Origin of the sequence: Algoriphagus halophilus (genome assembly GCF_041729275.1) — a bacterium.
Taxonomy (GTDB): domain Bacteria; phylum Bacteroidota; class Bacteroidia; order Cytophagales; family Cyclobacteriaceae; genus Algoriphagus; species Algoriphagus halophilus_A.
The window spans coordinates 2,120,678-2,141,129 of sequence record NZ_CP146486.1 but is presented as its reverse complement, the minus strand read 5'-3'; the positions used below and the strand labels follow the sequence as shown (position 1 = coordinate 2,141,129).

The 20,452-nt window shown below is 40.2% G+C and carries 19 protein-coding genes and 1 pseudogene; 13 read left to right on the top strand and 7 right to left on the bottom strand.

Annotated features, from left to right (window positions below; translation table 11 throughout):
* Positions 1–144: 144 nt before the first annotated feature.
* The 13 genes and pseudogenes from ilvD to truA all read left to right on the top strand — a co-directional run bounded on the left by ilvD (position 145) and on the right by truA (position 13,639).
* On the top strand, positions 145–1,824 hold the full coding sequence (gene ilvD / locus V8V91_RS11475) for a dihydroxy-acid dehydratase (protein ID WP_373400176.1): 1,680 nt from the start codon (positions 145–147) through the stop codon (positions 1,822–1,824).
* Positions 1,825–1,828: 4 nt separating this feature from the next.
* Positions 1,829–3,523, top strand: a complete 1,695-nt coding sequence (gene ilvB / locus V8V91_RS11470; protein ID WP_373400174.1) for a biosynthetic-type acetolactate synthase large subunit — start codon at positions 1,829–1,831, stop codon at positions 3,521–3,523.
* A 9-nt stretch (positions 3,524–3,532) separates the two neighbouring features.
* Entirely contained in the window at positions 3,533–4,033 is a 501-nt protein-coding gene (ilvN, locus tag V8V91_RS11465; RefSeq protein WP_074225251.1) for an acetolactate synthase small subunit, read from the top strand.
* Between the two features lie 187 nt (positions 4,034–4,220).
* On the top strand, positions 4,221–5,264 hold the full coding sequence (gene ilvC / locus V8V91_RS11460) for a ketol-acid reductoisomerase (protein ID WP_373400172.1): 1,044 nt from the start codon (positions 4,221–4,223) through the stop codon (positions 5,262–5,264).
* A gap of 18 nt (positions 5,265–5,282) precedes the next feature.
* Entirely contained in the window at positions 5,283–6,791 is a 1,509-nt protein-coding gene (locus V8V91_RS11455) for a 2-isopropylmalate synthase (protein ID WP_373400171.1), read from the top strand.
* A 4-nt stretch (positions 6,792–6,795) separates the two neighbouring features.
* Positions 6,796–8,205: a 3-isopropylmalate dehydratase large subunit gene (gene leuC, locus V8V91_RS11450; protein ID WP_373400170.1), complete on the top strand. Its 1,410-nt coding sequence runs from the start codon at positions 6,796–6,798 to the stop codon at positions 8,203–8,205.
* Positions 8,206–8,215: 10 nt separating this feature from the next.
* Positions 8,216–8,812 carry a 3-isopropylmalate dehydratase small subunit gene (gene leuD / locus V8V91_RS11445; RefSeq protein ID WP_373400169.1) on the top strand — a complete coding sequence of 199 codons (597 nt, stop codon included), beginning with the start codon at positions 8,216–8,218 and terminating at the stop codon, positions 8,810–8,812.
* Positions 8,812–10,395: pseudogene (locus V8V91_RS11440) on the top strand (alpha-isopropylmalate synthase regulatory domain-containing protein). Before leuD ends, V8V91_RS11440 begins: the two are co-directional and overlap by 1 nt.
* Complete coding sequence (gene leuB / locus V8V91_RS11435) at positions 10,364–11,431, top strand: 3-isopropylmalate dehydrogenase (RefSeq protein WP_373400167.1); 1,068 nt, start codon at positions 10,364–10,366, stop codon at positions 11,429–11,431. Before V8V91_RS11440 ends, leuB begins: the two are co-directional and overlap by 32 nt.
* A gap of 225 nt (positions 11,432–11,656) precedes the next feature.
* Positions 11,657–12,283, top strand: a complete 627-nt coding sequence (locus V8V91_RS11430) for a PHP domain-containing protein (protein WP_373400166.1) — start codon at positions 11,657–11,659, stop codon at positions 12,281–12,283.
* Positions 12,284–12,312: 29 nt separating this feature from the next.
* Positions 12,313–12,579 carry a hypothetical protein gene (locus tag V8V91_RS11425; protein ID WP_373400165.1) on the top strand — a complete coding sequence of 89 codons (267 nt, stop codon included), beginning with the start codon at positions 12,313–12,315 and terminating at the stop codon, positions 12,577–12,579.
* Entirely contained in the window at positions 12,570–12,809 is a 240-nt protein-coding gene (locus V8V91_RS11420; RefSeq protein ID WP_373400163.1) for a hypothetical protein, read from the top strand. Before V8V91_RS11425 ends, V8V91_RS11420 begins: the two co-directional genes overlap by 10 nt.
* Positions 12,810–12,853: 44 nt before the next feature.
* Positions 12,854–13,639 (top strand): tRNA pseudouridine(38-40) synthase TruA, encoded by a 786-nt coding sequence (gene truA / locus V8V91_RS11415; RefSeq protein WP_373400162.1) that lies wholly within the window; start codon positions 12,854–12,856, stop codon positions 13,637–13,639.
* A gap of 98 nt (positions 13,640–13,737) precedes the next feature.
* Here the strand turns inward: truA and V8V91_RS11410 are convergent, their stop codons facing one another.
* The 7 genes from V8V91_RS11410 to V8V91_RS11380 form a co-directional block, all read right to left on the bottom strand.
* Positions 13,738–13,965 carry a GNAT family N-acetyltransferase gene (locus V8V91_RS11410; protein ID WP_373400667.1) on the bottom strand — a complete coding sequence of 76 codons (228 nt, stop codon included), beginning with the start codon at positions 13,963–13,965 and terminating at the stop codon, positions 13,738–13,740.
* A complete protein-coding gene (locus V8V91_RS11405) occupies positions 13,923–14,234 on the bottom strand; it encodes a hypothetical protein (protein ID WP_373400161.1) in 312 nt (103 codons plus the stop codon). Before V8V91_RS11405 ends, V8V91_RS11410 begins: the two co-directional genes overlap by 43 nt.
* A gap of 81 nt (positions 14,235–14,315) precedes the next feature.
* A complete protein-coding gene (locus V8V91_RS11400; protein WP_373400160.1) occupies positions 14,316–15,683 on the bottom strand; it encodes a Gfo/Idh/MocA family oxidoreductase in 1,368 nt (455 codons plus the stop codon).
* A 100-nt stretch (positions 15,684–15,783) separates the two neighbouring features.
* Positions 15,784–17,151 (bottom strand): Gfo/Idh/MocA family protein, encoded by a 1,368-nt coding sequence (locus tag V8V91_RS11395; RefSeq protein WP_373400159.1) that lies wholly within the window; start codon positions 17,149–17,151, stop codon positions 15,784–15,786.
* 110 nt (positions 17,152–17,261) lie between these two features.
* Complete coding sequence (locus V8V91_RS11390) at positions 17,262–17,723, bottom strand: hypothetical protein (RefSeq protein WP_373400158.1); 462 nt, start codon at positions 17,721–17,723, stop codon at positions 17,262–17,264.
* Between the two features lie 415 nt (positions 17,724–18,138).
* On the bottom strand, positions 18,139–19,209 hold the full coding sequence (locus V8V91_RS11385; protein WP_373400666.1) for an Ldh family oxidoreductase: 1,071 nt from the start codon (positions 19,207–19,209) through the stop codon (positions 18,139–18,141).
* A 75-nt stretch (positions 19,210–19,284) separates the two neighbouring features.
* Entirely contained in the window at positions 19,285–20,232 is a 948-nt protein-coding gene (locus V8V91_RS11380) for an exopolyphosphatase (protein WP_373400157.1), read from the bottom strand.
* Positions 20,233–20,452 lie beyond the last annotated feature (220 nt).

Genomic DNA, 20,452 nt, shown 5'->3' with positions numbered 1-20,452 from the left:
GACATAACTATGTTTAAAGTAGTCATTTTGCTAAGCTTAATTATTCTCATTGGATGTTAAATGTGAGGCACTAGACTATTTATAATGAATTAACCAAATCTAAAGTGCCTCACTAAACCTGAGGCACTTTTTTTACACTCTATTATGACCCTGAAAAAACACAGTTGGGAAATCAGCGAAAATCCGGAGCATCCGGCCGGAATGGCTATGTTGTATGCCACCGGCATGAGCGATAAAAAGATGAAACAGCCATTTGTAGGGATAGCGAGTTGTGGCTATGAAAGTAACCCCTGCAATATGCACCTGAACGACTTTGCCGGTCTGATCAAAGCCTCCTCCCAGGAGCAAGATCTGACCGGTTTAGTTTTTAATACCATCGGGATATCTGACGGAACAACTATGGGGACGTTAGGTATGCGTTACTCATTGGTTTCCAGAGAAATCATTGCGGATTCCATTGAATCTTTTATCATCGGTCACTCTTTTGATGGATGTATTGCAGTAGCAGGTTGCGATAAGAATATGCCCGGTGCTTTAATGGGGATGATCCGTACAAATAGACCTTCTATTTTACTTTATGGAGGAACCATTGCATCTGGACATTATAAAGGTGAAAAACTGAATATTGTCTCTGCTTTTGAAGCATTTGGAAAGCGTGTCAATGGGGATATTTCAGATGAAGATTATGATGGAGTAATAAGAAATGCTTGTCCTGGCAAAGGAGCTTGTGGGGGTATGTACACCGCCAATACTATGTCTTCAGCTATTGAGGCTATGGGGATGTCCTTACCTTATTCTTCTTCCTATCCTGCAAATTCTCCAGAAAAATTGAGAGAATGTCAGGAGGTTAATAAATACATAAGAGTCTTGTTAGAAAAAGATATCAAGCCAAGCGATATCATTTCTAAAAAGAGCATCGAAAATGCAGTGACGGTTGCCATTGCATTAGGAGGTAGTACCAATGCAGTGATGCACATCATCGCCATCGCCAGAACCGCAGGGGTTGATTTTAAACTAGAAGATTTCAAAGCGATCAATGCTAAGACTCCTATGATTGGTGATTTCAAACCATCTGGGAAGTATATGATGGAGGATTTACACGAGCAAGGTGGTCTTCCTGCCTTTATGAAGTATATGCTTCAAAATGGGTTTTTGCATGGGGATTGTCTAACTGTGACTGGTAAAACATTAGCAGAGAACCTTGAAAATGTGGAGGCGATTGTTCCTTCCATGGTTAATGTCATTCACCCATTGGAAACTCCAATTAAAGCAACTGGACATCTCTGTATACTTTCCGGAAACCTAGCACCAGAAGGTGCAGTGGCTAAGATCACTGGAAAAGAAGGAAGTTCTTTTACAGGTCCTGCCCATGTTTTTGATTCAGAACAGGATGCCAATGACGCCATCAGGGATCATAAAATTGAAAAAGGTGAGGTAATCGTGATTCGTAATATCGGACCAAAAGGCGGGCCTGGCATGCCTGAGATGTTGAAGCCTACTTCCATGATCATTGGAGCAGGATTGGGATCAGATGTGGCTTTGATAACTGATGGAAGATTTGCCGGTGGAACACACGGTTTTGTTGTAGGACACGTTACTCCAGAAGCGTTTTGTGGAGGACCTATTGGATTGGTGAAAAATGGAGACATTATCACCATTGACGCAGATAATTTAAAACTTTCAGTAGCGATTACTGATGAAGAGCTGGCCGAAAGAAAGAAAAGCTGGAAGCCAAAAGAGATCTCTGATTTGCAGGGAACTTTGAAAAAATACAATAAACTTGTTGCCACCGCATCCGAAGGTTGTGTAACAGATAAATTCTAAGCCTATGAAAGACTTGATGATCCGAGGAGCAGATGTCGTAGTCAGAACTCTCATAGAGGAAAATGCCGAGATTATTTTCGGATATCCTGGAGGAGCAATCATGCCAGTGTATGATGCACTGTATGATTATCACGATCAAATCAAACACGTTCTTACCCGCCATGAGCAAGGTGCAATTCATGCTGCTCAAGGGTATGCACGAGTCTCTGGGAAAGTTGGTGTCTGTTTAGCAACATCCGGACCAGGGGCTACTAATTTGATTACAGGATTAGCGGATGCATTGATAGATAGTACACCACTGGTGTGTATTACTGGACAAGTAGCTGCACACTTATTGGGTACCGATGCTTTTCAGGAAACTGATGTAGTAGGGATGTCAATGCCTTGTACTAAATGGAATATCCAAGTGAGAACTGTAGAAGAAATAGCACCGGCAATTGCCAAAGCGTTTTTCATAGCGAGATCAGGAAGACCAGGACCAGTATTGATAGATATTACTAAAAATGCCCAGACTGATTTTGGGGAATTCAATTACGTGCCTTGCCTAGGCTTCAGATCATATCAGACCAAAATTGAAATCAATAAGTCAGATATTCAGAAAGCCGCAGAAATGATTGATGCAGCAGAAAGACCTTATGTGCTTTATGGACAAGGGGTTGTTCTGGGTAAAGCGGAAGAGGAGTTCAAAGCATTCTTGGATAAGTCTGGAATTCCTGCAGCTTCTACCTTATTGGGATCCGGTGCTTTGCCACAGGATCACCCTTCTTATGTGGGGAAACTAGGAATGCATGGGAATTATGCACCGAATATGCTGACCAACCAATGTGATGTTTTAATTGCTGTTGGAATGAGGTTTGATGATCGAGTGACTGGGGATGTAAATCGTTATGCGAAGCAAGCGAAGATTATCCATTTGGAATTGGATCCTGCAGAAATCAATAAAACCATAAGATGTCACCATTCAGTTTTGGGTGATTGTAAAGATAGTTTGGCCTTGTTGACCGAGGCGGTTACCGCAAAATCCCACAAAGATTGGTTGGAGAAATTCCGTGAATTGGAGCGTGAGGAGAATTCAGCTGTTGTACAACATGATATCACTCCTACCAAGGTGGGACTTACCATGGGGGAAGTAATCTATCAAGTGAACCAATACAAGGCAGACGATGCAGTATTAGTTACAGATGTAGGCCAGCATCAAATGATTGCCTGGAGATATTTCAATTATAAAAAGTCTCGTACCCAGGTGACGTCTGGAGGATTAGGAACTATGGGTTTTGCACTGCCTGCAGCCCTTGGAGCTCAAATGTTTGATTTTTCCAGACAAGTAATTTGTGTGGTTGGGGATGGAGGGATCCAGATGACTATTCAAGAGTTTGGAACCATCATGCAGACCAAAGCTCCTGTGAAAATCATCTTGCTGAATAATAATTATTTAGGCATGGTGAGACAATGGCAACAAATGTTCTTCGATAAGCGCTATTCATTTACTGAACTGGACAATCCTGATTTTGTGAAGATTGCGGAAGCCTATGGCATCAAATCCCAAAAAATATCAGACAGATCGGATTTGAATGAGGCAATTGAAGATATGTTAATTCATGATGGGCCGTACTTCTTAGAAGTGGTGGTAGAGAAGGAAGACAACGTCTTCCCAATGATCGCAACGGGCTGTTCTGTAGAAGAGGTAAGACTAAGTTAATTCGGGCCTATGAAACGTTATACCATTTTTGTGATTACCGAAAATTTTATCGGTATTCTCAACCGCATCACTATCATCTTCACAAGGAGAGGGATCAATATTGATGCTCTTACTGCCTCAGAAAGCAGAATCGAAGGAATTCATCGGATTACGATCGAGGTGACAGCCAGTGAAGACACTGTCATTCAGTTGGTGAATCAGATAGAGAAAATCATCGATGTGATCAAAGCATTTTACCATGAAGATGATGGGGTGGTTTATCAGGAGATTGCACTCTATAAAATACCAGTTTCAAAATTGGATGGTGGTCTGGAAAAAATAATTCGTCAGCACAATGCTAAGATTATTGCGGCCGAGCCAGAGTTCGTCGTGCTTGAATTATCTGGTCACAAAGAACAAACGCAGGAACTTCTAGAAATATTAAAAGGATATGGTCTTTTGGAGTTTGCCCGATCAGGTAGGGTAGCTATAGCCAAAAGGATGCATACCATCGATAGTTACGTAAAATAAATCAAATCAAATCAAACCTATGAAATCGAGATGTGACAAAGACTTCTCTGAAGATTTTTGTCCATTTAGATTCCATGAGAAATTTTAACAAATAAATAAACTCATGAGATGAGTACTTAGGAAAACAGGATCAATTAATTTTGAACCCTGAATTTCAAAGATTCATTGAAAATCAAATTTTAAGAACATGAAATTAAAATTCGGCACAGTAGAGGAGAATGTAGTTACCAGAGAAGAATTTCCTTTGGAAAAAGCTAGAGAAGTCCTAAAGGATGAAGTTATTGCGGTATTAGGCTACGGGGTTCAAGGACCTGGTCAGGCACTAAACCTGAAAGATAATGGCTTTAATGTGATTGTAGGACAAAGAAAAGGATCAAAAACTTGGGATAAAGCTGTTGCTGATGGCTGGGTGCCTGGTGAGACCTTATTCGAATTGGAAGAAGCTTGCGAAAGAGGTACAATTCTTCAATTCCTTCTTTCTGATGCTGGTCAGATTGCTCTTTGGCCAACAGTTAAAAAACACCTTACTCCAGGGAAAGCATTGTATTTCTCTCATGGATTCGGTGTGACATACAAAGATAAAACAGGAATCATCCCTCCATCAGATATCGATGTGATCTTGGTAGCTCCAAAAGGCTCTGGAACTTCTTTGAGAAGAATGTTTGTAGAAGGTAGAGGATTGAATTCTTCTTATGCCATTTATCAAGATGGAACTGGTAAGGCGAAAGACAGAGTTATAGCTTTGGGAATCGGTGTAGGTTCAGGCTACCTATTTGAGACTGATTTCTATAGAGAAGTTACTTCCGATCTTACTGGGGAAAGAGGTACATTGATGGGAGCGATCCAAGGGATTTTTGCTGCACAATACGAAGTGTTGAGAGCAAATGGCCATACCCCATCTGAGGCATTCAATGAAACTGTTGAGGAACTTACCCAATCTTTGATGCCATTGGTAGCAGAGAACGGAATGGACTGGATGTATGCTAACTGTTCCACTACAGCTCAAAGAGGAGCTTTGGATTGGTGGAAGCCTTTCAGAGATGCAACCAAGCCAGTATTTGAAGAATTATATAATAGTGTAAAAACTGGTCAAGAGGCTCAGAAGTCAATTGATTCGAATTCGAAAGAAGATTATAGAGTGAAATTGGAAGCTGAATTGAAAGAATTGAGAGATTCTGAAATGTGGCAAGCGGGTGCTGTCGTCAGACAATTGAGACCAGAAAACAATTAAACCTAAAACCCAAGAACAATGAGTGAAAAGCTATGGATATTTGACACAACCCTAAGAGACGGGGAGCAAGTTCCAGGGTGTCAGCTAAACACCCAGGAGAAAATTGTGGTGGCGAAAGCTTTGGAAGAACTAGGTGTAGATATCATCGAAGCCGGCTTTCCAATTTCCAGTCCGGGAGATTTCAACTCGGTGGTGGAGATTTCAAAGGCAGTTTCAAACCCAATCATTTGTGCCCTCTCGAGAGCCGTTGAGAAGGATATCGAAGTAGCAGCCCAGGCACTCAAATTTGCTAAGAAAGGTAGGATTCACACTGGAATCGGTGTGTCTCCTTACCATATACAATATAAGCTTCGCTCTACGCCTGATGATATCATCAAGCGTGGGGTGGCAGCTGTTAAGTTTGCAAGACAATTTGTAGACGATGTAGAGTTCTATGCAGAAGATGCAGGACGTTCGGAGCCAGATTTCCTTTGCAAAATTATTGAAGAGGTAATCAAAGCAGGAGCGACTGTGGTGAATATTCCTGATACAACAGGATATTGTTTGCCTGAGCAATATGGTGCGATTATTTCGAATCTTAAGAATAATGTCCCAAACATAGATAAGGCGATCATCGCCACACATTGTCACAATGATTTGGGAATGGCCACTGCTAATACGGTTGCCGGAGTTCAACAAGGTGCCCGTCAAGTAGAAGTAACAATTAATGGAATCGGGGAAAGAGCGGGAAACACTTCAATGGAAGAAGTAGTGATGGCAATCAAATGTCACCAATCCATCCCAGTTCATACTGAAATCGTTACTCCTCTAATCTACAAAACAAGCCGATTGGTTTCTAAGCTGATGAATATGCCTGTTCAACCAAACAAGGCTATCGTTGGTAGAAATGCATTTGCTCATTCATCAGGTATTCACCAGGATGGGGTGTTGAAGCATAGAGAAAACTATGAAATCATCGATCCAAAAGATGTTGGAGTAGAAGAATCAACCATTGTTTTGACGGCTAGATCTGGAAGAGCAGCTTTGAAGCACCATTTGGATGCTTTGGGTGTTGAATTGGAAGGAGATGCATTGAGAGAAGTGTATGAGGCGTTCTTGGTTCTTGCAGATAGCAAAAGAGATATTGGAAGAAAAGACTTGATGGGCTTGGTAGGTAAATATTTAGAAGAGTCTAATTTCATTGAGCTTGGAGATGTTTCCTATTCTTCTAATGGAGCTATTCAAGCAAAGGTTTCCTTGACAATTGGAGAGGAACAACATCAAGCGACTTCTCATGGAAATGGTCCTGTAGATGCAGTATTGAAAGCAATTGATAAAATTGTGAAACCACAGGTAGATCTGGAAGAATTCTTGATTCAGGCAATTACCCATGGTAGTGATGATGTGGCTAAAGTACACATGAGATTGATCAAAGGAGATAAGCCTTATTATGGATTCTCTTCTAATACGGACATAGTTTTGGCTTCTGCCCAAGCTTTTGTTGACGCGCTAAACAAAATACCAGTCAAAGAATATACGACTGCATAAAATCATGGAAAAGACAACATTATTCGATAAAATCTGGGATGCTCACGTGGTACGTTCCGTACCATCAGGACCAGATGTATTCTTCATTGATAAGCATTTTATCCATGAAGTTACCTCTCCTGTGGCATTCCTAAATCTGGAGAAAAGAGGGGTTTCAGTAAAATATCCTCACCGTACAATTGCCACTCCAGATCATAACGTTCCGACAATTGAGCAAGATCAAACGATCAAGGACAAATTGTCAAGAATGCAAGTTGAAAAACTGAGAGAAAACTGTAACAAGTATGGAATTGAGTTGCATGATCTAGGCTCTGCCCATCATGGAATTGTTCACGTCATTGGACCTGAATTGGGTATTACCCAGCCAGGAATGACCATTGTTTGTGGAGATAGCCATACCTCAACTCATGGTGCGTTCGGTGCGATCGCATTCGGTATAGGTACTTCTGAAGTGGAAATGGTATTTGCTACTCAGTGTATCATGCAGTCTAAGCCTAAGAAAATGAGAATCACCGTGAACGGTGAATTGGGAAATGGAGTAACTTCCAAGGATATTATTTTGTATATCATCGCTAAAATTTCTGCTGCAGGAGCTACAGGTTACTTTGTAGAATATGCAGGAACTGCTATTCAAAGTTTATCAATGGAAGCAAGAATGACCATTTGTAACATGTCAATTGAGATGGGTGCAAGAGGTGGATTGATCGCTCCTGATGAGACGACTTTTGAATACCTAAAAGGAAAGCAATATGCCCCAAAGGGAGAAGATTGGGATAAAGCAGTGGCAGAGTGGTCTAAATTGAAAACAGACGAAGGTGCTGTATTTGATAAAGAATATCATTTTGATGCGGCTGATATTGAACCAATGATTACCTATGGAACCAATCCAGGTATGGGGATCAAAGTTCTTGGAAATATTCCTACTACGGAAGGAATGGAAGGAAGTAACAAAACTTCTTACTTGAAATCTTTGGAATATATGGGTTTTGCCCCAGGTGAGCCTGTAAAAGGGAAGAAAGTAGATTATGTCTTTGTTGGGTCTTGTACCAATGGTAGAATTGAAGATATCCGTGCCGTTGCAGGATTTGTGAAAGGTCATAAAAAAGCAGATAATATCACAGCTTGGATTGTTCCAGGATCAAAAGAAGTAGAAAAAATGGCCCAAGAAGAAGGCCTGGTGAAAATATTGGAAGAAGCAGGATTTGAGTTGAGACAACCTGGATGTTCTGCATGTCTTGCAATGAATGATGATAAAATTCCAGCAGGCAAATATGCAGTTTCCACTTCCAATAGAAACTTCGAAGGACGTCAAGGACCAGGTGCCAGAACAATGTTGGCTTCTCCTTTGACAGTTGCTGCAGTAGCTGTAACTGGTAAAATCACCGATCCACGTGAAGTGTTTGTAGAATCCTAAAAGAAAGAAAATGGCTTACGATAAATTCACCGTTTTAACGAGTACGGCAGTTCCATTGCCTACAGAAAACGTAGATACAGACCAAATCATCCCTGCTCGTTTCCTAAAGGCAACAGAGCGTGAAGGTTTTGGTGACAATCTTTTCCGTGATTGGAGATTTGATGTAGAAGGAAATCCAAAAAAGGATTTCGTTTTGAACGACCCCACTTATTCTGGTAAAATTCTAGTAGCAGGGAAAAATTTTGGATCAGGATCCAGTAGAGAACATGCAGTTTGGGCCATCTATGATTATGGGTTCAGATGTGTGGTTTCCAGCTTCTTCGCAGATATTTTCAAAAATAACTGTCTGAATATTGGGGTATTGCCAGTGACGGTTTCCCCGGAGTTTGCAGATAAATTATTGGATGCGATCACTGAAAATCCAGAAACGGAAATTGAAGTGAGCATTCCTGCTCAAACAATCACCTTGCTCTCCACAGGAGAGACTGAGTCTTTTGACATCAATGCCTATAAAAAGGATAATATGCAAAATGGCTTTGACGATATCGACTACTTGCTAAGCATGGAGTCTGAGATCGATGAGTTTGAAAAACTAGATAAAAGTTGATGAATCATCAGAGACGCATAGAAATAATGGATACAACCCTGAGGGATGGAGAACAGACCTCAGGTGTTTCCTTTTGCCTTCTGAAAAGCTACAAATTGCTAAGCTACTTTTGGAAGAGCTCCGGGTAGATAGAATTGAAGTGGCTTCGGCTCGCGTTTCTGACGGTGAGCTGGAGGGAGTACAAAAAATCACCCATTGGGCAGCTGAAAAAGGCTATTTGGATCGTGTGGAGGTGTTGGGTTTTGTAGACACTCCGGCATCAGTCAACTGGCTTATTCAAGCAGGTGCCAAAGTGATGAATTTATTGACTAAAGGGTCATTGAATCACTTGACGCATCAATTAAAAAGACCCAAGAACAACATTTCGCTGATATTGCTCAAAGTATTGCTCATGCTCAGGAAAATGGGATCGATGTCAATATCTATCTCGAGGATTGGAGTAATGGTATGCGCAACTCTAAGGAGTATACGCTAGACTTGATTGAGTTCCTTTCTAAACAACCGGTAAAGCGAATAATGCTTCCGGATACGTTGGGCTTATTATCTCCCGAGGAGACCAAGGCTTTTATAATCGAAATTGTAACACAATTTCCGGATGTACATTTTGATTTCCACGCACATAATGATTATGATCTTTCTGTGGCTAATGCCATGGAGGCTATATTAAATGGTGTGGCAGGGATTCATACTACCGTCAATGGTTTAGGCGAACGTGCAGGAAATGCGCCTTTGGAATCTGTGATTGCAGTGATCAAAGATTTTACTGACCTACAGATCAATGTTCAAGAGCAAAAAATCTACAGGGTAAGTAAACTAGTAGAGCAATTTTCTGGGCAACATATTCCCGCGAATAAGCCGGTAGTGGGTGAAAATGTATTTACGCAGACCGCAGGAATTCATGCGGATGGGGATAACAAAAAGAACCTTTACTTCAATGACCTGATGCCAGAGCGATTTGGTAGACAGCGAAAGTATGCGTTGGGAAAAACTTCTGGGAAAGCCAATATTCTAAAGAATCTAGAAGAATTGGGGATTTCTTTAGAGAAAGATGAATTGACCAAAGTTACCCAAAGAATCATTGAACTTGGGGATAAAAAAGAACGCGTTACTACTGAAGATCTTCCATATATCATCTCAGACGTTCTTCAGAATAACTCCATTGAAAAGAATATCCACATAGAGGGATATCATATGACTCATTCTAAGGGATTGAAACCTACGGTTCAATTAAGAATGAAAATACATGGAAAAACCTATGATGAAAGTGCGACCGGTGATGGTCAATATGATTCATTCATGAGAGCGCTTCGCAAAATTTACAAGGGGCTAAAAAAGAGCTTCCTAAATTAATAGACTATCATGTCTCCATTCCTCCGGGAGGAAAAACCGATGCCTTTGTGGAAACGGTCATCACCTGGGATTATGGTAAAATATTTAAAACAAAAGGTCTTGATCCAGATCAGACCGTGGCAGCGATGATGGCCACAGAGAAAATGCTGAATATCGTCGAAACATTTAATCAAAATCCAACCCAAGAAGAATCCAAATTCTATGGAAATGAATATCGCGCTGTTGCCGGGTGACGGCATCGGCCCTGAAGTAATCGACCAGGCTGTCAAAGTTGTAAAAGCAATTGGGCAGAAATTCGGACACCAAATCTCTTTTAAAGAAGCAGTAGTTGGAGCGGCAGCAATTGATGCCACTGGACTACCTTACCCAGATGCTACCCATGAAATTGCAGCAGCATCTGATGCAGTTCTCTTCGGGGCTATTGGTGATCCAAAATATGACAATGATCCTAAAGCAAAAGTAAGACCTGAACAAGGACTTCTTTTGATGAGACAAAAATTGGGTTTGTTTGCCAATGTCCGTCCTACATTTACATTTCCTTCTTTGGTACATAAATCACCATTGAAACTGGATAGAGTAGAAGGAGTTGATTTCGTATTCTTTAGAGAGTTGACCGGTGGGGTGTATTTTGGGGAACCAAGAGGAAGAAATGAGCAAGGAACTAAGGCTTTTGATACCAATGTATATAGCAAGGAAGAGATTACGCGACTTGCCAGAATGGGATTTGAAGCAGCACAGAAAAGAAGGAAATTATTGACTTGTGTAGATAAAGCAAATGTCATGGCTACTTCCAGACTTTGGAGAGAAACTGTTCAAGAATTGGCTCCTGAATATCCAGATGTAAAAGTGGAGTATGAATTTGTAGATGCTGTGGCAATGCGATTGATCCAATGGCCAAAAGCATACGATGTTTTAATTACCGAAAATTTGTTTGGTGACATCTTAACGGATGAGGCTTCTGTAATCTCTGGCTCTATGGGATTGATGCCATCGGCTTCTTTGGGTACTTCCATTAAATTATTTGAACCAATTCACGGATCTTATCCTCAAGCAGCTGGTAAAGATATTGCCAACCCATTGGCGACGGTACTTTCTGCAGCCATGATGTTTGAGTATGCATTTGACTTGAAAGAAGAAGCTCAATTAATTTCTGATGTGGTAAATCAATCCCTCGCGGAAGGATTTGTCACTGAAGATATTGCAGATGGCGGACCATCTTACAAAACTTCTCAAGTGGGAGATTGGCTAGCAGCAAAGATTTTGGCTTAATCAATACCCCAACTATAGCTATTCGAGATTTGTAATCTCGAATTTTATCAAAAACCACCTCGGTATGGGGTGGTTTTTTTATGATTCCCTAAATGAGAAAAAAGATAATAATAAGCCAACCTTGAATAAGAATCACTTGATTATATTAGAGATTATACTTTTGAAGTAAATAAAGATGCGATACTCTCCTTTTCTGATAGGAATCTTTGGTTTGATAATTTTTGCTTGTGGAGAAAAGCCCTCAGAAGAAATACCTCAAAAAAGTGGTACAAAGGAAACCTTCATACTCATTCTTACTGGTCTGATGGGGACAATTATCCTGAAATGATCATGGATTGGTACAAGTCACATGATTATGATTTCGTAGTACTTTCAGATCATAATACCTTAGCCGCCGGAGAAAAGTGGAAGCTGATTCCTAAATCTCCTTCTCACGAAATTGGGTTTCAGAAATACTTAGATAAATATGGTGATGAGGTGGTATATCGGGAAGACTCTGCTGGTAGGATTGAAGTGAAATTAAAAACCCTGTCTGAATATAGACCAATGTTTGAAGAGAAAGGAGAGTTTTTGATTATTCAATCACAGGAATTGACTGAAAGCTTTGAAAAAAAGCCATTGCACATGAATGTGACTAATATTCAAAAGTTGATCCCTGCTGAAGGAGGAAATTCTGTTTCAGAAATTTTACAAAATGGATTGGATCGTGTTAAAGCGCAACGGGATTCCACTGGAGTTCCCATGTTTTTACATATCAACCATCCGAATTTTATTTGGGCAATTACGCCAGAGGATATGATTGAACTGAATGGAGAGCGATTTTTGAAGTCTATAATGGTCATCCTCAGGTAAATAATTATGGGGATTCATTAAGACCAAGTATGGAAGTGCTTTGGGACAAAGTCCAATCAGCCTATTTGAGAGCTAATAAGCCACTTTTATATGGATTAGCAGTTGATGATGCGCATAATTACCATGTGTTTGATCAAAATAGTAGTAATCCAGGTAGAGGCTGGGTAATGGTGTTGGCCAATGATTTAAGTCCAGAGTCATTAATTGAGGCCATGGAACAAGGAGATTTTTACGCTACTACAGGAGTGACATTGAGTTCCATAGATTTTGATGGAAAAAACTTCATGTGGAGGTAGATCCTGAACCAGGTGCGGACTACACCATACAATTTTTTGGTACTAAAAAATCTGCCCCTGAGGAAAGCGGCCGATTGTTGGAGGAAGTAAGTGGAATAAAAGCGGATTTTATGCTGGAAGCAGATGATATGTATGTTCGAGCGAAAATCATTTCCTCTAAGCCCAAAGAAAATCCATATCAATTGGGAGATACTGAAGTTGCTTGGACCCAGCCTGTGGTTACTAATTAAAAAGGAGGGATTCCTTATTTACTTGTTGGATAGTATATTTGACAATGCAATCCAGACCCTATTCCTTCTTGTTTTCTATCTCCTATTATGGGGCAAGGTATAAAGGGTGGGCTCCTCAGCCTAACCAACCAACAATTCAAAGACGTTTGGAAAGGGTCTTAAGGCATGTGTTGGGACATGAGGATTTTTCTCTGATAGGTGGAAGTCGAACAGATTCTGGGGTTTCTTGCCTTGGAGGCTATGTGCAAGTTTTCCTTCGGGAAAAGGTAGATATGGATTTTCTTTTACCTCAATTCAATGAACATCTGCCTCAGGATATCCAATTGAACCAAGTGAATGAAGTTCCAGCAAGCTTTAACCTCATTCAGTCTGTACAACAAAAGACCTATCGATACTATTTTTCTAACTCTTCATCATTTCATCCAATAGCTTCTGCTTTTATGGTCAATATTCCAAATAAATTAAGCTGGGAGCTGATGAATCAAGCATGTGAATTGTTTATTGGGAAACACAACTTCAAAGGTTTCTGTAAACCTTCAGAAAATAAAACGGATTACCAACGAGAGGTGATTTCAGTGTGTATTGTTAGTTCGAATGAATTTCAGGGGCAATTTTTTCCAGAGCAGATCTTTTATTTTGAAATTAAAGGGTCAGGTTTTTTACACCATCAAGTTCGAATGATGATGTCTGCCATTTGGAAGATAGGGAAAGGAGAAATGGAAATTTCAGAAATCGAACAAAGATTTGAGTATCCCGAAAAATATGAAAAATTACCCCCTGCTCCAGCCAATGGATTGGTGCTGTGGGAAACTATCTTGGAAAACGTTTAAGGGTCATTTCGAATGAGGAACGAATGAGAAATCTCCTCAAAGCCTTTATTCTTCATATCGAAACCTTCGAGGTTTTCTAAACCTCAAAGGTTGGGTTTTCAAAGCTTCATCTCAAATACAAAGTCATCCATCACATAGCCGTTACCTATATCAATCACTTCACTTTTGATGTTGACAAATCCCAAGTATTCATAAAATTTGATTGCGCCTTCATTGTACTTATTAACATTGAGAAGAATACTGTATTGATTTTTCTCCAGCGCTAGTTCTTTGATTGCTTCGATCAGTTTTTTGCCAATCCCTTTGCCTTGGGCGGAGGGTAAAATGTAAATCTTATGGATTTTAGTCTTTCCGGTTCTTGGTCTATTTGAAATCCAGTAAATCCTAATTTCTCTCCCGTTTCCTCCGCGATCAGGAAAGTATGACCTTGTTCCAATAGCTGCTTTTCAAGCATATTCAAATCATACATCCAATTGAGCATATAGTCGATTTGCTTTGGACCAAGGATATTCCCAAAAGTGTGAGGCCATGTTTGATGAGCAATAGCCTGGACATGGATTAAATCTTCGGTTTGAGCAGGACTTATTTGAATCATGTTTTCTTTTGAAGGAAGCCTAAAAATAATAAAACCGGCCACATCTTTTGTAGCCGGTTTTACGATTGGGTCTTAATTTTTCTATACAGATTTTGGATCAGGATGTGTATATCCATTTCTATAAGGTCTTCTCAACAAGGCTGTCGCCTCTTTATCTCCAACCACTGTCATAGTTTTGGGGTCGTATTTTAGAATTCTCCCGCCCAAATCCATCGAAATATTTGCTAGGATACAAGAAGCTGTTGAGATATGACCTTCTTCAATGTCCGCAACCGGCAAGGTGTTTTGGTCAATTGCTTTTAACCAATCTTTCATATGAAGTCTTGTAGCGGGCGCAGCATTTAATTCGATGTCAGGCTCATTGACATCTTCAGGGTATTTCTCGCGCTCAAAAAGGCATGCAAAATGGATGGGTTTTTCATTCCTGTCAACTGGTGTGAAGTCTGCCTGCATGGTGCTTCCAGCCAACATTCCCTTTTCTCCGAAAATCTTAAATGCCCAAGGGTATTCCGGATCATCAGGGTTTCCCCAGGTACGATGTTGCCAAACGACATTGAGTTCTGGATATTCGAAGATAGCGGATTGAGTATCCGAAATATTAGATTTTCCGTCCTTCTGAACAAAAATACCTCCGGTTGAACTTATTTGGGTAGGCCAGCCTAGTTTGAGCATCCATCGAACGGTATCCAGCATATGAACGCACATATCACCAGTAATTCCGTTTCCATATTCTATAAAGGTTCTCCACCAACGTCTATGAGGAAGTCCATCATATGGACGTAATGGTGCAGGTCCAGTCCATAAATCATAGTTGAAAAAATCTGGAACTGGCTCCACTGGAGGATTGCCATTTGCTCTCATGTGATAATAACAGCAGATTTCAACATGAGAAATTTTACCCAATTTTCCTGAATCAATGATTTGTTCTTTGGCATCGATTAGGTGAGGGGTGCTTTTACGTTGGGTTCCAACTTGAACTTTTTTACCATATTTTCTGGCCGCTGCTACCATCGCTTCGCCTTCTATGACATCTACTGATATTGGTTTTTGAACATATACATGGGCACCAGCTTTAAGTGCATCTATGCACTGCAAAGCATGCCAATGATCAGGAGATCCGATCAAGACGAATTCAGGTTTTTCCTTTGCCAAAAGTTCTTGGTAGTCTTCGTAAAGAGGTGGTATTTTGCCAGATTTTTGTCTAGTAGCCACCATTTCACCAGCAGCTTGCAACATGTGCTGATCAGGATCGCTTAATCCTACTACTTCTACATCAGCTACTTGAATTAGCCTGAAAAGATCTGATTTCCCATACCAGCCTGCACCGATTAATGCAACTTTTAAAGGACCATCAGGATTTTTGAAATCCATTCCTAATAATCCAAAACTGGCAAGTGTAGCGAGGGCAGAAGAGCCCTTGAGAAAATCTCTACGGTTGAGAGCATTCATTGAGTTGGGGTTTGAGGTTTATTGTACCTCTTAAGATACAAAAACCCAAACCTTTACCAAATGGAATACTATGAATGCGGTGTCTGTTTTTCCTAGAAGATTAAATGTTGTCAGGCTCGGGATGCATGTACCCTTCCCGATACGGTCTCCTCAATAAGGCAGTGGCTTCTGGATCATTGAGAACCGTCATAGATTTTGGGTCATATTTCAAGGGTCTTCCTCCTAAATCCATGGATAGATTCGCTAAGATGCAGGAAGCCGTAGAAATATGTCCTTGAAGTACGTCTGCCACTGGCAACGTATCCTTTTCTATTGCCTGAAGCCAATCTTTCATTTGCTCACGGGTAGCAGGAGCGGCATGAATTTCGATGTCTTTTTCGGTAACATCTTCAGGGAATTGTTCTTTTTCCAAAACTACCGGATAATGAATTGGCTCCCCATTATTTCTTCCTTCCGGGTAAAAATCTGCTCGCATAGGGCTACCCGCAAGCATTCCATTTTCACCATAAATTTTAAACGCCCAAGGGTAATCTCTGTCAACTGGATTTCCCCATGTTCGATGTTGCCAGACTACGTTGAGCTCCGGAAATTCAAAAATTGCCGTTTGCGTATCAGAAATATTAGAAATAGAGGCTTTGTCCACGTAAATTCCACCGGTAGAAGTCACTTGAACCGGCCAGCCTAAATCTAGCATCCATCTAACAGAATCTAACATATGAACGCACATATCACCGACTATACCGTTGCCATATTCCATAAATGCCCTCCAGCCTCTATGAAGGATTCCTCGATAAGGGAGCTTTGGAGCAGGTCCGGCCCATAAATCATAATTCAAATTTGCTGGAACAGGAATTACATCTGGATGACTTCTATTACGCATATGATAATAACAGCAAACCTCTGCATGGGATATTTTACCCAATTTCCCAGAATCGATAATTTCTTTTTTTGCCTGGACTAAATGAGGTGTACTCCTGCGTTGGGTTCCGATTTGAACTTTTCGATCATATTTTCTAGCTGCGGCCAGAATAGCTTCGCCCTCTATGACATCTACGGAGATGGGTTTTTGCAGATACACATGGGCTCCACTCTTTACTGCATCAATTGCTATCAAAGCATGCCAATGATCAGGAGTTCCTACAAGTACAAATTCAGGTTTTTCTTTAGCTAAAAGTTCTTTGTAGTTCTCATACAGCGCAGGGACATTTTTAGACTTTTGGCGAGTAGAAACTAGTTTTCCTGCTTCCTCCAACTGCTTGCTATCTACATCGCAAAGGGCGACTACTTCCACATCCGCCACTTGAATCAATCGGAAAAGATCAGACTTGCCATACCAACCGGTACCTATTAATGCGACTCTTAAAGGACCTTCTTGATCTTTGAAATCCATGCCAAGTAATCCGAAACTTGCTAATGTGAGTAAGGAAGAGCTGCCTTTTAAAAAATCTCTTCTGTTGAGCTGATTCATGAGTTCTGGGTTTGAGTAATTTGTTGCTTTAAATTACAAAAAGCCCTGATTCTAGCAAGGGGAAAAGGGGGAAGCTCCTAAATTAGGAATGATTAAAAATGAGAATCAATTTATTCTCCTCCCCAGTCCAGTTGTCTACCTTCTTTTTCAACTTCTTTATCCTTACTATTCCCTACCGCTATTCCTATGGCCATTCCGAAGGGAATCCCAATTCCTAAAAATGCGAGATTTCCAAAGGAAAGTCCAAATGCCACTCCCATAGGCAAACCAAAAACAGACATTCCTAAAGCCATCCATTGGGTTTGAAAGTGATTTTTAGGAAAAATATTGAGTTCCTTTTCCAGAAGTTTTAATATAGAAGTCTTTGCTAATTTAATCTGTTTGATGAGTAAGGGATCTGGACCAGGAAATTCATTCACACCTGTGATGATTTCATTGATTTTGCTTTCTACAGATGCTGGAATTCCTTTTTTTTCAATTGAAATTAATAAAGATCTCAACTTACTAGCTGGTTTTGCAAGTTTAGGGTTTTCTTCGAAAGAAGATTTAAAGGAAAGTGGAGTAATTGACATATGGTAAATTTAAAAAACATTTATTGGAACAGATGCTGATAAGATTTTAAAGAATTCAAAATTAAAATTGACCAAAATATAGCCACGGTTGAACCTATACCATTAATCCAAGTGTAGGTACGATTGTGTTGATTTTTATTTTTTAGACATATAATTGAAGGAATTAAGTATAGATGAAAAATAATTTGAAAAGGAAGTAACAAAATTCCAAATGAAAAAGGGCCTCCTCCTGCCTGTAAGATTAAAAAAGAAAATGGAATAAAAACGATTATGTTTGAAAGTATTAAAAGTCCTGAAAAAATGAAATTCAGAACTTTTACAGAAAAGAAATCCTTGGCAACAACCTTTTGGCTCATTGTTTTTGAACTAATTTAAGTGTTTTTAGTCCAAATGGTGCTTTCATAGGGAAAAACGCTTAAAACTTCACTCCAAATCGCTCTCCCAATTCAGTCAAATCTTTCACTACAGGATCAAGCAAAGGAATTCCTTCTTTCATTCGGACTGCCTCTAATTCCCGCTCAGGATCACCTGGAATTAAGACTTTTTCATTTCCTGGAGTGGGTTTTGCTCCCCTGAAACGACTAATCCAATTATCCATATGGGATTTAAATTCTTCTGCCGGTCGGAATGCATCCACTCGCATGGCTCCAAAGAAATGACCAATTCCTTTCCCCACAGGGTTTGGATCTGGCTCCAAAAATGCAACGAAAGGCGGAACCCAAGGTCCATAGTTGGCTCCTGAAAGAACTGCTGAAAAAATATCCACAATCGACCCTAGGGCATACCCTTTATGCGAACCATGTTCACGATCTCCTCCCAAAGGCAACAAGGCACCTCCATCTTTTACTCCATTGGCAGAAGTAGTAGGGTTTCCTTCTTTGTCTTGAACCCAACCGGTTGGAGTATCTAAGCCTTTGCGTTGTAAAATCTCCAATTTCCCATTGGCTGCTGTAGTAGTTGCCATATCAGCAACAAATGGAGGTTGCTTGTCAGCAGGAATGGCTACCGAAATTGGATTGGTTCCCAATAGTCTTTCTTTCGAAAAAGTAGGAGAAACCAATGGACTTGCATTGGTTAAAGAGATACCAATCATATCATGTTCCAATGCTTTCATGGCATGATATCCTGCAATCCCATAATGATTTGAATTTTTTACTGATACCCAACCTGTTCCTGCAACTTTCGCCTTTTCTATGGCTACTTGCATAGCAAAAGGAGCGACCACCAAACCTAGACCTCCATCCCCATCCACTACCGCTGTTGAAGGAGTTTCATAAGTGACTTTGATGTTAGGAGTGGCATTGATTCTTCCTTTTTCCCAAAGCCTTACATACCCTGACAACCTAGCTACTCCATGGCTATCTACGCCTCTCAAGTCAGCAGAGAGCAGAACTTCTGTAGCCGTTTTTGCTTGATCTTCTGGACAGCCAATTTTAGTTAACATTCCAAAAGTGAAATCTCGTAGTTGTTCGTAAGAATAGGTCATGAGTTTTTGAATTTGGTAAATCGCCTTCAAATGAGCTGATTTTCTAGCAGGAATCGAATAAACCTAGAATTAATGCTAGGCTTTGATTGCTGAGATTTGCTTTAAGACCCTAGAAATAGCTCCTTCTTTGAGGGCATAATGCGAGCAGGTGATGGACCGAACAGGGATATACCTCAGTATAAATTCAATTAAACTGGAAGCAACTACAATCATATCCACCCGCATGGGGATCATTCCAGGGATTTGAAGTCTTTCTTCTTTGTTTTTAGTCAATAACATATCGTGAATTTTTTCAAATTCATCGATAGGAAGTTCGAATACATGTTGCCCAGTCAATTTACACTGAAGCATGGATTCGTAATAAATATCCGTAAGGGTGTCAAAAGTTCCTGAAGCTCCTACCAACCCAGTAGGTTGGTAAGTCTTAATTGCTTCTATCAAAGATCCAAGTTTGCTTTCTAAATATGATTCAAGTTTTTCCACTTCTTCGGGAAGAATTGGATCATGGTAATGGAAAAGTTCGAGTAGTCTCTGGCCTCCTATTTCAAAACTTTTTTTCCAAAAGACCTCTTGGGAAGTGCCTATGATAAATTCTACGGATCCACCTCCAATATCCATCATAAGCTCTATCTGCCCATTAAGTGACCCTGAAAGACAGATGCCTTCATAGATCATTTGAGCTTCTTCTTCTCCCGAAAGTACTTGGATGCTTATCCCGATTTCTTCCTTTACCTGATGAACAAATCCAAGGCCATTTTCGGCGTTTCGGACTGCACTGGTAGCAAAAGCAAAAACCTGATTGATGTGTTCTCCATCTATCAGGTTTTTAAAATGTTTTAAGGTATGAAAAGCTCTTTTTTGAGCGTCTTCCGCTAAATTATTTTGGTTAATCCCACCTTTTCCCAGCTTTACAGGGATTTTTTCCTTGTAAATCGTCTTGAATCCGGACTCATTCAATTCAACCAATAACAAATGAAATGTATTGGTTCCCATATCTATTACCGCCGCCTTTTGGGTATTCATAGGTTGCCAATTTTTGGATGGGCGAATATAGAAAGTTATTTGAAATGAGTGCTTTCCACTTTAATTTTATTCCAAGATTTTTTTAAAAAGGCCAATTTAATGTGAATTAGGTTAAATTGAAGATCAGCTTTCTAGTAAAGAACTTAAAATTTCCTCATAAATAGGTGATTAAAATTTATAGTCGATGTACTCATTCTAAAGAGTTTTTTTCCATCCCTGC

Excerpts from the sequence above, each read along its gene's own strand:
- V8V91_RS11395 (WP_373400159.1), bottom strand. The coding sequence starts at position 17,151 with ATGAATCAGCTCAACAGAAGAGATTTTTTAAAAGGCAGCTCTTCCTTA.
- V8V91_RS11380 (WP_373400157.1), bottom strand. The coding sequence starts at position 20,232 with ATGAATACCCAAAAGGCGGCGGTAATAGATATGGGAACCAATACATTT.
- V8V91_RS11405 (WP_373400161.1), bottom strand. The coding sequence starts at position 14,234 with ATGATTCAAATAAGTCCTGCTCAAACCGAAGATTTAATCCATGTCCAG.
- leuB (WP_373400167.1), top strand. The coding sequence starts at position 10,364 with ATGGAAATGAATATCGCGCTGTTGCCGGGTGACGGCATCGGCCCTGAA.
- leuD (WP_373400169.1), top strand. The coding sequence starts at position 8,216 with ATGGCTTACGATAAATTCACCGTTTTAACGAGTACGGCAGTTCCATTG.
- V8V91_RS11400 (WP_373400160.1), bottom strand. The coding sequence starts at position 15,683 with ATGAATGCTCTCAACCGTAGAGATTTTCTCAAGGGCTCTTCTGCCCTC.
- truA (WP_373400162.1), top strand. The coding sequence starts at position 12,854 with ATGCAATCCAGACCCTATTCCTTCTTGTTTTCTATCTCCTATTATGGG.
- V8V91_RS11455 (WP_373400171.1), top strand. The coding sequence starts at position 5,283 with ATGAGTGAAAAGCTATGGATATTTGACACAACCCTAAGAGACGGGGAG.
- ilvD (WP_373400176.1), top strand. The coding sequence starts at position 145 with ATGACCCTGAAAAAACACAGTTGGGAAATCAGCGAAAATCCGGAGCAT.
- V8V91_RS11425 (WP_373400165.1), top strand. The coding sequence starts at position 12,313 with ATGGAAGTGCTTTGGGACAAAGTCCAATCAGCCTATTTGAGAGCTAAT.
- V8V91_RS11385 (WP_373400666.1), bottom strand. The coding sequence starts at position 19,209 with ATGACCTATTCTTACGAACAACTACGAGATTTCACTTTTGGAATGTTA.
- ilvB (WP_373400174.1), top strand. The coding sequence starts at position 1,829 with ATGAAAGACTTGATGATCCGAGGAGCAGATGTCGTAGTCAGAACTCTC.
- ilvC (WP_373400172.1), top strand. The coding sequence starts at position 4,221 with ATGAAATTAAAATTCGGCACAGTAGAGGAGAATGTAGTTACCAGAGAA.
- V8V91_RS11390 (WP_373400158.1), bottom strand. The coding sequence starts at position 17,723 with ATGTCAATTACTCCACTTTCCTTTAAATCTTCTTTCGAAGAAAACCCT.
- leuC (WP_373400170.1), top strand. The coding sequence starts at position 6,796 with ATGGAAAAGACAACATTATTCGATAAAATCTGGGATGCTCACGTGGTA.
- ilvN (WP_074225251.1), top strand. The coding sequence starts at position 3,533 with ATGAAACGTTATACCATTTTTGTGATTACCGAAAATTTTATCGGTATT.